Origin of the sequence: Arenibacter sp. P308M17 (assembly GCF_003426735.1) — a bacterium.
Classification (GTDB): Bacteria; Bacteroidota; Bacteroidia; order Flavobacteriales; family Flavobacteriaceae; genus Arenibacter.
In genome coordinates this window covers 334,090-347,048 of sequence record NZ_QVON01000005.1, presented here as the reverse complement: position 1 = coordinate 347,048, position 12,959 = coordinate 334,090, and the positions used below count along the sequence as shown (strand labels likewise).

At 43.7% G+C, this 12,959-nt stretch carries 10 protein-coding genes; 1 reads left to right on the top strand and 9 read right to left on the bottom strand.

Annotated features, from left to right (window positions below):
• Positions 1-148 precede the first annotated feature (148 nt).
• The 9 genes from D0S24_RS14125 to D0S24_RS14085 form a co-directional block, all read right to left on the bottom strand.
• The gene (locus D0S24_RS14125) at positions 149-355 is read right to left on the bottom strand and encodes a hypothetical protein (RefSeq protein ID WP_031443295.1); all 207 of its coding nucleotides are present in this window, start codon (positions 353-355) and stop codon (positions 149-151) included.
• 395 nt (positions 356-750) lie between these two features.
• Complete coding sequence (locus D0S24_RS14120) at positions 751-1,275, bottom strand: ORF6N domain-containing protein (protein ID WP_117020585.1); 525 nt, start codon at positions 1,273-1,275, stop codon at positions 751-753.
• A 203-nt stretch (positions 1,276-1,478) separates the two neighbouring features.
• A complete protein-coding gene (locus tag D0S24_RS14115) occupies positions 1,479-4,685 on the bottom strand; it encodes a PVC-type heme-binding CxxCH protein (protein ID WP_117020514.1) in 3,207 nt (1,068 codons plus the stop codon).
• Between the two features lie 17 nt (positions 4,686-4,702).
• Positions 4,703-5,674: a Gfo/Idh/MocA family protein gene (locus tag D0S24_RS14110; protein ID WP_117020513.1), complete on the bottom strand. Its 972-nt coding sequence runs from the start codon at positions 5,672-5,674 to the stop codon at positions 4,703-4,705.
• Positions 5,671-6,690, bottom strand: coding sequence for an NAD(P)-dependent oxidoreductase (locus D0S24_RS14105; RefSeq protein WP_117020512.1), 1,020 nt, complete (start codon positions 6,688-6,690; stop codon positions 5,671-5,673). Before D0S24_RS14105 ends, D0S24_RS14110 begins: the two co-directional genes overlap by 4 nt.
• A gap of 59 nt (positions 6,691-6,749) precedes the next feature.
• Entirely contained in the window at positions 6,750-7,862 is a 1,113-nt protein-coding gene (locus D0S24_RS14100; RefSeq protein ID WP_117020511.1) for a zinc-binding dehydrogenase, read from the bottom strand.
• A gap of 266 nt (positions 7,863-8,128) precedes the next feature.
• A complete protein-coding gene (locus D0S24_RS14095) occupies positions 8,129-9,283 on the bottom strand; it encodes a Gfo/Idh/MocA family protein (protein ID WP_117020510.1) in 1,155 nt (384 codons plus the stop codon).
• Positions 9,284-9,348: 65 nt separating this feature from the next.
• Positions 9,349-10,398, bottom strand: a complete 1,050-nt coding sequence (locus D0S24_RS14090; protein ID WP_117020509.1) for a sugar phosphate isomerase/epimerase — start codon at positions 10,396-10,398, stop codon at positions 9,349-9,351.
• Between the two features lie 23 nt (positions 10,399-10,421).
• Entirely contained in the window at positions 10,422-11,615 is a 1,194-nt protein-coding gene (locus D0S24_RS14085) for a ThuA domain-containing protein (protein WP_220377768.1), read from the bottom strand.
• 307 nt (positions 11,616-11,922) lie between these two features.
• Between D0S24_RS14085 and D0S24_RS14080 the strand changes: the two genes are divergently transcribed.
• Complete coding sequence (locus D0S24_RS14080) at positions 11,923-12,807, top strand: AraC family transcriptional regulator (protein WP_117020508.1); 885 nt, start codon at positions 11,923-11,925, stop codon at positions 12,805-12,807.
• Positions 12,808-12,959: the final 152 nt, after the last annotated feature.

The window sequence follows — 12,959 nt, the reverse complement described above, 5'->3', positions numbered from 1 at the left end:
AGAATCGGTAATAATAAATTTACGCCCTAAACCAATCCGGATAATTGCATTAGGGTTGAAGCAATAGTATTCAATTGCTTTTTTAATGAAAAAACAACCCTGCCCAAAAGAAAGCAGGGTTTCCGTTATCATACTGAATTTAAAAGGGTTATCCTGCCAAATCCAGCATTTTACCATTTTTCAATTCGCCCAGTACCGTTACGTCCTTGCTTTTCTTATATTCTTCCAGGGCCAGAAGCATTTGCTCCTCCGTATCCCTTCTGATTTTTATACCTCCTGTTTTCTGGTTTCTATTTCGGACTTCAATATAATATCCATCCTTAAGTTCCGTTGGTTTTGTCGCCGGCCTTCCCATATTTAATAACTAGTTTTTACTGTTCAACTATTAATTTAAAGCGCATTAAGTTTTATTGGTCGTATAAACATATTAAAACTTAACACATTAATCGGGAATAATATGGCTTATTAATGTATAAACCTAAAAAAGAGTTATTTTTAACAAAAACTTAGCAGAAAAGACCTAGATGGCCTAAATTATTTCCGGGACTTCAATAATTGGTTATGGAAATTAAATCGATGATTTGTCGCCAAATTAAGATTCAGCGCAGCAAATGTTCTACAATTGGACGATACAAAAAATGAACAGAACACGAACTTGGAGATAGTTTGTTCTATCTTTTTCCAATACTTACAAAACTTTTGGGATTGATCCCGAAGACCTGCTTGCCTTTGGCTGCTGATTTAAATGGATTATTTTTTCTTGTAGCCTATCTGTTTTCTAGGTTCAGGGTTATCTTTTTTATCGACGAGTTCATCCAAATAGCTAAATACCAATTCTATGTTCTTACTTTGATTGGAAATCTTCTTTTTTATTTCCTCAATCTCCAGTTTCATGTGTAGGTTGTCGGTCAACATTTCCCTCAGCTTAGTAAATATCCGCATGATCTGGATATTGACGGCAATGGCCTTTTTACTATTCAATACGCTCGATAGCATTAGAACACCATGTTCTGTAAAAACGTATGGCGGTTTTCTTCTTCCACCCCAACTTGGTGATCTGTTTCGGGACTTTAAGACCTCCCATTCAATTTCGGACAACTGGAACATAAAATCCTCGGGGAACCTATCCCGATTTCTTTTTACCTGTTGGTTCAATACTCTTGTTTCTACTTCGTAGAGTTCAGCCAGGTCACTGTCCAACATTACTTTCAGGTCCTTGATGTAATAAATCTTGCCGATAACTACTTCTTCCGGGATGGTCAATTTATTGCTCATGTTTTCCATTAATATTCTAAAGATAATAACTTGTGATCACAATTTGTGATATCAAGTGCCTCCTCCTACTTATTCATTGCCTATAATAGAGATAATCTCCAAAAATTAGTTCAAGATTCCCAAAACCTTTTTAACAGCAAAAAAGGCCGGTATAAGGGATATCCTTTAACCGGCCTTTTAATCAATTATTAAATTCTTACCTACTACTTGCCGTGCGGATGTTCTTTTAACAATTCTTCCGGCGAATAAAAACCTTTCTTATCCTTGATCTGCCCACGTACCTCTTTCACTTTCTCCGGTGAAATTGGGGAGGCCTTGTTACCGAAGGTATTTCTAATATAGGTCAATACGGCAGCAGTCTCATCTGCAGTAAGTAAATTTTCAAAAGGGGTCATGGGCACTTGACCGGGATAGCTCTTGCCATTTACAACAATGGGTCCCATAAGGCCTTTGGAGGTCAGTTTTATAAGTCGATCCTCATTACCGGTTACCCATTCGGACCCGGCAAGGGGAGGAAATCCGGAAGCTTCAAGGCCTTGACCGTCGGCTTGGTGGCAAGTGGCACAATAGCCGTCCCTCATGTATATTTCCCTTCCTGCAACCAAGAGTTCCAAATCCTTTCCCTTTAGATCGGTCTTTATAACCTCCTTGGGCTCTTCTCCGGCCTTATGCCCGTTTAGGTGTGCGAGTGCCGATTCATATGGTTTCTCCATCCATTTGTCCAAACCTTTTTTACCCGCTTCGGTGATTATAGGGATTCCGGTATCCCTGCCCAGCCAGGAGGCGGCAACCAAGGCTTCCAACCTTACCCTTGGATTATCGTCCTTGGCCGCCTGCATAAGAAGTTCGGCCTGATCGGGAATCTGGTGTCCGGCATAGCGCAACACTCCTACTGCGGCAGCACGGGCCCTAAAATCTTTGGCGTTCAGCACTTGTTTTAGCAATTCACCGTCTACCTTATCCAAGCCCCAAGTAACCCAAAGGGCTTCCAGAACATGGTGTTCGTACCTAGGATTATTTGTATCCAAATTTGCTACCCAAGCTTTTAATTTGGATAGAACTTCGGAGGCATCCCTGGCCCGCAATTCCCTTTTAGTCCTATAGCGGGTACGGTATTCGGGAAGTTTAAGATTTTCCAACAGCTCGTCAACACTGGCATCAGCCACCTTGGCAGGTTCTACCAAGGGTCTGGAGGGATAGGTAATACGATAAACCCTCCCATGAACATGATCACGGAGCGGATCGCGTGCATTGTGCTGCATATGCCCAATAAGTACATTGTGCCAATCTATGAAGTACAGGGAACCATCCGGGGCAAATTCCATATCCACAGGTCTAAAATTCTTATCGCTTGCAGAAATAAGATCCTCCTGATGTTTACTAACATAACCGGCCGTTTTAGTATCATCTACCATGGAATGTTCCTTGATCCCCAAAAATCCGATGGTATTGGCGATCAACATATTGCCCTGCGCCGCATCGGGAAAATGCCTACTCGACACAAATTCCAATCCAGAGGTGGGTCTCACCAAATGGTCTTTTTCTATAAGGTTTTCCGGTAAGGGCGAACTTACACCGTACCTGGGCACAATGGTCCCCGGCATCATCCAGGTAGCAGCCGGTCCAGAAGTATGCTCAAAAAATGGTTGTCCCCAATCATCGAAGGCAATGCCCCATGGATTTGGAATGGGCAGTTGTGCCGTACGTTCCAAATAATGCCGTTGTGGGCTATACCTATAGAAGCCACCATTGGTGCCCCTAACGGTTCCGTAGGCGGTTTCCACATTGGTATGTAGAAATACCCCTTCTCCCATATAGATGGCACCGGAAGGATCGGCCGTAAAGGCACTAATGGCATGGTGTGTATCATGATCATCAAAACCACTTAGAACAATTTCCTTTTCATCGGCCTTATCATCCCCATCCGTATCCTTTAAAAGTACCAAGTTGGTACCTTGTGATAGATAAACGCCTTCGGGCGCAAATTCAAAACCGATGGTCAAATGAAGTCCGTCCGCAAAAATGGTCTGCTTGTCTGCCTTGTTATCGCCATCCGTATCCTCTAAAATCAATAATTTATCGTTGGGCTTACTATCACCGGGCTTATAATGCGGATAACTTGGCATGACCGCCACCCAAAGCCTTCCCTTATTATCAAAGGAAACCTGCACTGGATTGGCCAGATCCGGAAACTCCACTTCCGAAGCAAAAAGCTCAACCTTATAACCAGGTGCCGGTTTAATTTTGTCCAGTGCATCCTGGCCGTATAAATATTCCGGGGTTCCATTTTTGTCGCTGGCCTTGTAATTGGTCTGTACCTCGGGCAAGGTTCTGGTTTTGGCATCACTTTTGGCCAAATCCATTTTAGTACCCTCCAGGGCCTGCCAAATGGCCGTATCCCTTATAGCGGTCATCTGACGTATTTTCTCAATTTCGTAAGGGTAATTATCGGGACCGAACGGATCATAACGCCTACCATAGGCGTGAACACCGTTAGGGATCTTAAAATCGTTATGCCAGAACCAGTTTTTCTCGTTCACTGCTTCATTGACCAATTCGCGGTGCTCTTCTGCCTTACTTTCCATGTTTCCGAAAACTTTATCGGCCAACAGTTTGGCAAACTTCCGGTAACCGATATCGGTCAATTGAAATCCGTCCTGGGTCAAATCCGTACTTTCCGTTTGGTACCATTCCTTGGTTGCCCCATAGGCATCTACTAGGAGAACGCCCTCTTCAGTGGCCACATCCTTCATGGCAGCCGTATAAAGCTCAAGGTTGCCATTCTCCTTTTTGCCATCGGGCAAATCCATCTTATCGGAGAGATCCTCAAAGGCAATGGGCGACACCAGCGCCAATTGTGGAGGAGTGCTACCGTTATATTTTTGACTTAGGGTATGCTTTATAAAAGCACGTAATTCCTCCTTATAATTATCCACCCCTTCCGGTCCTTCAAAAGATTCTGGATACCCAAAAAAACCGATGATGATATCGGCCTTTAGGCTGGTTATCCATTCATCAGGAGAGGGAAAATGACCTATAGGGCCGGACCGACCCCCGTTGTCATCATCCTCAAAATGGATGGCCTGTCCCGACTCATGTTCAAATTTTTCGGCCCCTGGAAAAGCCCATGGGGAGTTACGCGATGAATGCGGTCTAAAACCAGGTGTATTACCGCCATCGCACATATTGCGGATAAACAGGGAATCTTCGGGAAACCGTAGTTGCATTTCCGTTTCAAAATGCCCAAAGTTCATCATACGGGACCCCAAATTATTCCCCACCAAAACAATATGGGAGTTAGGGGAAATTTTCAAAGTGTTGTCTTCCTCTTCACTACAGCTATATAGTCCAAGGAGCAGGAAAAGCATTAGGAACCAATGTCCTGCAGCAACGTTTTTATTGATTTTCATCTTTATTTGGTATATAATTAATTGATATTCACGTGTATTCCTTCTTTCTCGGATTTTTCACAGGCCTCTATAATCCGCTGACATGTAATGGCATCTTCAAGGCTTGAAAGCGGTAACTCATTATTCCGGACTACATTGTTGATAAAATGTGTGGCCGTATTCTTTATGGATTCCGGGTAACACTGATACGTCTGCGAATGGGGTCCGTTAGGTTCATTGATTACCCAATCCCTATAACTGTAACGCGTACTTCCTTTGGTACCGATAACCTTAATGATACAGGTCCAGGGATCTCCTGCGTGATCATCATTGGCAAAACTGGCCGATAAATGGCTCAGGGTGCCATTTTGCATTTTAATATTGGCCATGGCCACATTTTCTTGCGGAGCAATGGTCGTATCCAAAGTATGCTTTATACATGAAACTGTTTTTGGTTGTCCCGCCAAATACAGCATGGTATAACTGTGATGGGTCAATATCTGCCGAATAACACCAGGGTAACGGGCCCTGACATCCTCGGCATGATGTATATTGTACATCATATAGAATTGGGAAATATCGCCCAATTTACCGCTCTCGATCATGGATTTTGCCCTTTTGATCCCCGTTTCGTAAATATAATTATGGACCGGCATACATTTGACCCCTGCCATTTTAACGGCTTCCTGCATAAGCTCCAATTCTGCAATAGTGGAGGCTGCCGGTTTTTCCACCAATATATGCTTTCCTGCCTTTGCCGCCCTAATGGTATAATCACAATGTGTTTCCATATTGGTCAATATGAAAACAGCATCTATTTGGGGGTCCAGGAACAATTCATCCTCCGTTTTATATGTTTTACACCCGAAAATCTTAGCTTTTTTTGCCCCCTTCTCAAAGGTTCTGTTCCAAAGGCCCACCAATTGGGCTCCTGGCAAACCATTTATGGCCTCCGCATGCAGATCTGCAATATCTCCCGCTCCAATAAATCCTATTCCTATATCTTTCATGAGGTAGCCGTAGAATATTTTAAGTTGCCCTTTTCGGCCATTGACTTAAACTCTAGCAATGATTTTCGTATTCCCTCCGCTATTTCCGTCAATGGCAAATTTTTGAATGTGCCCGCTATTTTACTATGGTCCAAATCGCAAACGAAAAGGTTGGGCGGAGCCCCCTCGGTAACCGAAAGTGACGCATAATCTCCCATACCCAAAAGGGTGGCCTGTTCTTTTATAATATTGAGAAATGAGGTTATCGGAATAGTCTCTCCCTGTATATTGAAGGCTCCAAAACCTTCGTAGGGCTGTAGGGCACAAGCCGCGAATTGAGCTCCCACATCCTCTACAAAATGGTAATTTTCCCTTCCCTGGTAAGGCATTTCGAAAGGAATTACCTTTCCTTCCACTGCCCCCAGTACTATAGCCTTTAGAGCATTGGTAGGGGCGGAGGTCTTCCCTTTGTCCCTTCCCTTTCCGTAGGTGGTGTTCAACCTAAGACATACGGTGGGTATTTTAGTATTATCATGAAACAAACGTGCCAAATGTTCCCCGGACAATTTCCAAATACCGTAGTGGTTGGGCGGGGCCAATGGAACGTCCTCATTTATTATATCCTGGGGGTACATGGACCTCATACCGTAGACCGCGGCCGAGCTGGCAAAAACAAATCGTTTGAGATTGGTCAATTTTTCGGCAGCATCAAAAAGAGCCATGGTGCCTCCGGTATTTATTTCCATTCCACCTATATGGTCACGGGAACAATCCGGACTTTGGTATGCCCCCAAATGAATAATGTGCGTAGGATCTACCGTCAACAATACGTTTTCCATCTCTTTATAATTGGAAACATCCAGGGTAACGAACTCCAAACGGGAATCCAAGTCATCAGGGAGCCATAATTTTAATGGGTCCACATTGTTGGAGCGGGTCGCAATAACAATTTTCCCCACCTCCTTGGATTGTAGAAGCTTATAAATAGTGACCGATCCTATACAGCCGGTACCTCCGGTGATAAATATTTTATGCATAATCCTTAATGCTGTTTTTTAAAATTAGGTTGTAGGCCCGTGCAAGAACAAATAAATGGTTAGTTCATTTTTACAACGGCCTTCATATTGTTAGCCTTTATCGAATCCTCAAAAGCTTGGTTGATGTCCTTAAAATCATAGTAATCCGTATAATGCTCAGAAGGAAAAATACCGGTAACCATCAATTTTTGTGCGGCCATATAGTCTGCCCTGCAAGACCCCATGGACCCCCTCATGTTCAAGGAGGTACGGGTAAGGTGCGTGGCATTGATCTGTACATCCGTGCCATAGGTGGCAATAACGCAAATATCCCCTTCCGGCCTTACAACTCCTACGGCCTCTGATAGTACCGGTGGAACACCGGAACATTCTATAACAAGATCCACTTTTCCATTGGTACCAAAGGGAATACCGTGCTCATCGGTAATACCATTTTGCAATTGGGAGGTCAATGTATTTTCGGGCGACACTTCTATGGTGATAAAACCTCTTTCCTTGGCCCTCTTTAATCGGATATCCCTATCGTGCGCAATACCAGTTACGGCCACCCTTGCCCCTGCTGCACGTGCCACTTCTGCGGACATCATGCCTATGATTCCGCAGCCGGTCACTACTACATCCTGTCCCGGCTTAATATCGCACTTATTGTAAAGGGCGTTGGTAATTATGGACAGAGGCTCTACCAAGGCACCTTGGGCGGGGCTTAGGCCTTTCATTAATGGCACCACACGATCCGACTCCAATACTACTTGTTGTCCGAACCCCCCGTTTCTATGAAAACCGATTATTTCCTTTTTTGGGCATAAATTCCATTTGGACACACTGCAGGCCGGACAATCCTCTTCCCTGCACCCCAACATGGCCAAGGGCGTAAAAATATCCCCCACCTTAAGGTCACCGTGGTCCCCGGGCCCCAACTCCAACACCTCGGCGCTAAACTCGTGCCCAATAACCCTTGGACGTTGCACCCAATCAAAATTGGCCTTTCCAATAGTAGCGCTATTGTCCGAACCGCAAATTCCCGTGTACAGGGTTTTCGCTAATATTTCCCCTTCCTTTAAGGGAGGCATTTCCATATCTACAACTGCAGAATTACTAAGGACCGATTGACCGCTGTTCGGATATATTTTTTCGTTGGATTGAAGACAAAACCCTTTTATAGAATTACTCATAGTAAAAATTTATTCATTTTCTTAGTAAGTGACAAAATTCAATTCAGTAAAATTTTACTCAATTTTATACCCCATCCCTAAAGGGAGAAATCGAGGAAAATCAAGCACCTTTTAGGGTCGGGGTAAAACGGATTTTCCGAGAAACCTTGTTCAAGCTTTTTTTGTCATGTACTAAAGTTAATTTTAATTTCCGGTTCACAATAAAATTTAAAAATTGATAGTTCAAATCCAAAAAGTGAACTTCCCGTATCCGGTAAAGTTTGAGGTTACCATTTTACACCAGTGTCCTTCCAACTTTTGGTTCTTGCCGATTCCAATACGGCTTCACAGACTTTCTGCGTTTCTTGGGCTTCCCTAAATGTAGGTGAACACGGTTTTCCTTCCTGTAAGGCTTTTAAAAAGTCTGCTATCTGGTGTACAAAACTATGCTCATACCCAATGGATAGTCCGGGTACCCACCATTTATCCATATAAGGATGGTCCCCATCGGTAACATGGATGGAACGCCAACCCCTCTCCTGGGATTCATCCCTATGATCAAAATACTCCAAACGGCTCAAGTCGTGCAAGTTCCATTTTATGGAGGCATGCTCCCCGTTTATTTCAAAAGTATATAACGCCTTGTGTCCTCTGGCGTACCTTGTGGATTCAAAAAGACCCAAGGATCCATTATCAAAATGACAGTGGAACATACAGGCATCATCTATGGTTACCTTCTGCTTTTCTCCCGTACCGGTATGTACCCTTTCTTTAATAAAGGTTTCGGTCATGGCGGAAACATCCTTTATCCCCCCGTTTAACCACATGGCAGTATCTATACAATGTGCGAGCAAGTCGCCCGTAACACCGGACCCGGCCGCGTCGTTATCCAATCGCCATAAGCCCTCCCCGCCCTGTGGGAGTTCCGGACTAATGGTCCAATCCTGTAAGAAGTTGGCCCTATAATGAAATATTTTACCCAGTTTGCCCGCATCTATAAGTTGTTTCGCCAAAGTTACCGATGGCAGCCTCCTATAATTGAAATAAACGGTGTTGGGCACTCCTGCCTTTTCAATGGCATCTACCATTGGCTGGGCTTCTGCCACGGTGCGCGCCAAAGGTTTTTCACATAAAACCATTTTTCCCGCCTCTGCGGCCGCAATGGCAATTTCGGCGTGCATATTGTTAGGGGTACATATATCAATGGCATCAATATCATCACGGGCAATAAGCTTTCTCCAATCGGTTTCTACGGATTCATAGCCCCATTGATCCGCAAAGGCCTGGGTACGTTCCAGGTTGCGCCCGCAAATTGCTTTTAATACGGGTCGGTATTCCAGTTCGGGAAAAAAATTACCCACTCTCCGATAACCGTTGGAATGGGTTCTTCCCATAAATCCGTAACCTACCAATCCTATTCGTAATTCTTTCTTACTTGACATGTGTACTCTATTTTTTATTTTGAATTAAAATTTCAGCTTAACAAATGTTTAAAAGACCTTTTGTCTTAAGGCGCCTCATACCACCCGTGCTGTTGACGCACCTTTATCATAGCTCCCAAAATATCGTTCCAAGTTTTGGGCCGCATCATAACATCATTGGGGAACATACACCCATCCCAACAGATATGTCTGATTTTTTTGGTGAGGTTGCCGTTTTCATCGCGTAACCAATGGCCGGCATCCACGGCGATGTCCAATTTTCCATTGGGATCCGATGCCTGGCAATGTCTTCCCGTTTTATCATGGGAACCGGACCCGAACACCGTACCATCATTTTGGGCCACGTGAAAATCAATGGTCCATGGGCGAAGTGCGGCCGTAACGGTCTTAAGGCCTTCGGTCAATGTAGCCCGATCTTTCCAATCGAAGTCTTTGGGCAAGATTCTTTCGTCCTCCTTATTATACCCCAAAAGGTACAATAAGGTATGTGCCATATCGGCCTGAAACCCAATGTTGGGCCTATCTACGGCCTCAAGGGTGTTCACCATGGTCTTCCAACCGTGCATTCCCCCCCAGCAAATTTCACCTTCGGCAGCTAAGGACTCCCCGTAATCGGCGGCCACATCGCAGGCCTCACGGAAGGTTTGGGCAATTAATTTGGTGTTGGCCACGGGGTCGGCGGCCCAACTATGGGGATCAACGGACGAGTCTATTCTTATTACCCCGTTGGGACGTATCCCGAGATCCCGTAGTTTTTTTCCAATAATACAGGCCTTGCGAACCTGGGTAACGAATTGATTGCGTTCTTCCCTGGATCCCATTGCGGAACCTCCTCCCGTTCCTGCCCATACCGGGGCTACCAAACTTCCTATTTCAAGATTTTTGGATCTCGCCTTATCGGCCATTTTTTTTATCCCATCATCATTGGAATCGATATCCAAATGGGGATCCGCAGCAAAAAGGTCGAATCCGTCAAATTTAACTCCGTCCACCTCTGCATTGGCAGTGAGCTCTATCATGGTATCTATTGAAATTGGTGGCTCTGAATCAGGTCCTTTTCCTACCACACCGGGCCACGAAGCGTTGTGGAGTTTTGGATAATTGTTTTCTGGCATAACCTCAGTTTTTATTCATTATATTATTTTCTCGGCATTATTACCGATTCCCACCCCTTCAGGTCGGAAGGCTTTACATTTTTTTGATATCCTTCAAAATTAAAGGTAGTAGGTTCGTAGGCCCCTACAAAATCTATCGGATTATCCCCTTTTATATCTTCTTCCATCCCCAATCCCCAGAAACAGGCGTTAATAAGCATTCTTCTGAATCCCTCGCTCAATATATCTTCGGAAGCGCCATGGGTCGTTGTAAACGCCCTTCCGGGCTTACCTGATTCCAATTGGTAGGTTCTGACCCAGGCAACTGGAAGCTCTTCCTTGTCCGGATCCGGCTCCGCATCAGGGGTCATTCCGTTCAATACCCTTCCGCGGGCCAATATCTTCAAGTCCTTGCCCTGGGGGTAGGCATTATATCCTCCGCATTGGGCCCATGCATTGTGTACCCCTCGCATTATGGGATGTTCCCTATTGTTCTCTTCCAAAATAAATTTGGAAGCCTGCTGATGGTTCTTGCCATAGTGGCCTACCCAGGTCTCCCCTAACACCAACTCTCCAAATCCGCCCTGCCAAGCCTCTTTATCCCCATCATACCTGTAGTCATAATGTTTCCAATTAGGGTTATCGGCATTTTTAAAAGCATGGGTAGTAGTCCGCAAACCTATTACGGCCCCACCCCTTTGTAAATAATCATCTATATATTGCATTTGTCCGTCTTCAAAATTGGCAAACCTCATGAACATTACCATAAGGTCCGCCTCCTCAAGGACTTCCAGCCCCTTTAGATCCGATCCCCCGGGAAAGATATGGCCATTCTGGTCCAAGGCCCATATCACCGTACAGCTGAAACCATATCTTTTGGCCAAGATCCTTGCCAGGGCGGGCAAGGTTTCTTCTCCCCTATATTCGTGATCCGTAGCGATAAAAACAATATGCCTGCCTTTTCCAGGGCCTTCCAGATCATTGTATGTTACACGGTATTCATCTGGACTCCTTTCATTTTTAAAAGCTTCCCCGTCCATAATGGGACGAGCGTTATCCAATTCCAATATGCCCGCTTTTGCCACCGAACGCTCCGAATTTCCCTGGGCTAAGACCGGATTGACTTTGCTATCGTAATTACCACAGGAAACAAGCATGAAAACCACAACCAATGGCCCTATGCCATTCCTTATGGAATTCCTAAAAAAAGAATACCTGTAAATTAACAATTCCAACATAATAATACAAATCTTTCATACCTGATGTATCCACTTTTCCCATTACGACCGCTCTAGTGTCCGGTCAATCCTAAACCTATGGGTCATTGAAATGTTGACAGGACACTAAGCGATATTGTTTATCAATATCCAAATTTATTATCGAATTTTATACACTATTCCTAAAATTCATCCTGATAAAATTTGACAATAAAAACTTATCCTTACAAATCTAAAATACTATCTGCTTGGATATTCCCTCTATCTTACTAAAAGATGACACTTTTTTGTCTTAAATTAGCCAAAATAAAATTCAATCAGGAAATTTATGAGTACCCCCAACATTGAAAAAACACTGACCACTAAAGAAACTTTTATTTATAAGGATATGGTAGGCCCCTACTTCAATCCAAACTGGCATTTTCATCCCGATTACCAAATATCATTGATAGCAGAGGGCAAAGGAACCAGATTTGTTGGGGACCATGTTCAATCTTTTGAAAAGGGCGACCTGGTTGTTACCGGTCCCAACCTCCCCCATTTATGGCGTAGCGATGACGCCTATTTTGAAAAGAACAGCAAACTTTCTACCAGAGGCTTGGTAATTTATTTTGACCACGACCTTTTTAGTGAATCCCTGTTGGGCAAGGAAGAATTTTATAATATCAACAAGTTTGTGGAAAATTCGATGAGAGGGATGGAATTTTATGGGGAAACCCGAAATAAAATAAATAAACTTTTACTCAAAATTAATAACGAACAAGGTTTTCGGAGAATTATAAAACTATTTGAAATAATAGATATCCTGGCCAACAGTGAAGAACACCATCTATTGTCCAGTCCGGGGTACACCAATGTGTTCAAAGGCGATGATGCCGACAAAATGCGGATTGTCTATGACTACGTAATGTCCAATTTCAAGACCAAAATATCATTGGAAGAAATATCGGAAATGCTCAATATGACCACCACTTCTTTCTGCCGCTATTTTAAACCCAGGGCCAATAAAACATTTACCCGCTTTGTAAATGAAATCCGAATAGGGCATTCCAGAAAATTGTTGTTGGAAGATAATTTAAATATTTCGCAAATAAGTTATGAGTGTGGTTTTAATGCCCTATCCAATTTCAACAGGCAGTTCAAGGCAATCGTACATATGAGCCCCCATGAGTACCGAAAATTGTTCCTGAACATAAAAACCAGTATTTCCTAGGCGTCAATAATATGGACTACAATCTAACCGTATCTATCCCAATTTAAAATCCGTATAAAGTCAATCCCCATTACTGAAATACAATTTACAGCAAGCATAGGACCATTTATAAGCCTATTTTACCCTTCCCGACTCATCCGGAATTGCCTTAT

What these genes read in the sequence shown, in the direction of transcription:
- D0S24_RS14105 (WP_117020512.1), bottom strand. Translation starts at nt 6,690, where the DNA reads ATGCATAAAATATTTATCACCGGAGGTACCGGCTGTATAGGATCGGTC.
- D0S24_RS14115 (WP_117020514.1), bottom strand. Translation starts at nt 4,685, where the DNA reads ATGAAAATCAATAAAAACGTTGCTGCAGGACATTGGTTCCTAATGCTT.
- D0S24_RS14085 (WP_220377768.1), bottom strand. Translation starts at nt 11,615, where the DNA reads ATGTTGGAATTGTTAATTTACAGGTATTCTTTTTTTAGGAATTCCATA.
- D0S24_RS14100 (WP_117020511.1), bottom strand. Translation starts at nt 7,862, where the DNA reads ATGAGTAATTCTATAAAAGGGTTTTGTCTTCAATCCAACGAAAAAATA.
- D0S24_RS14090 (WP_117020509.1), bottom strand. Translation starts at nt 10,398, where the DNA reads ATGCCAGAAAACAATTATCCAAAACTCCACAACGCTTCGTGGCCCGGT.
- D0S24_RS14110 (WP_117020513.1), bottom strand. Translation starts at nt 5,674, where the DNA reads ATGAAAGATATAGGAATAGGATTTATTGGAGCGGGAGATATTGCAGAT.
- D0S24_RS14095 (WP_117020510.1), bottom strand. Translation starts at nt 9,283, where the DNA reads ATGTCAAGTAAGAAAGAATTACGAATAGGATTGGTAGGTTACGGATTT.
- D0S24_RS14125 (WP_031443295.1), bottom strand. Translation starts at nt 355, where the DNA reads ATGGGAAGGCCGGCGACAAAACCAACGGAACTTAAGGATGGATATTAT.
- D0S24_RS14120 (WP_117020585.1), bottom strand. Translation starts at nt 1,275, where the DNA reads ATGAGCAATAAATTGACCATCCCGGAAGAAGTAGTTATCGGCAAGATT.
- D0S24_RS14080 (WP_117020508.1), top strand. Translation starts at nt 11,923, where the DNA reads ATGAGTACCCCCAACATTGAAAAAACACTGACCACTAAAGAAACTTTT.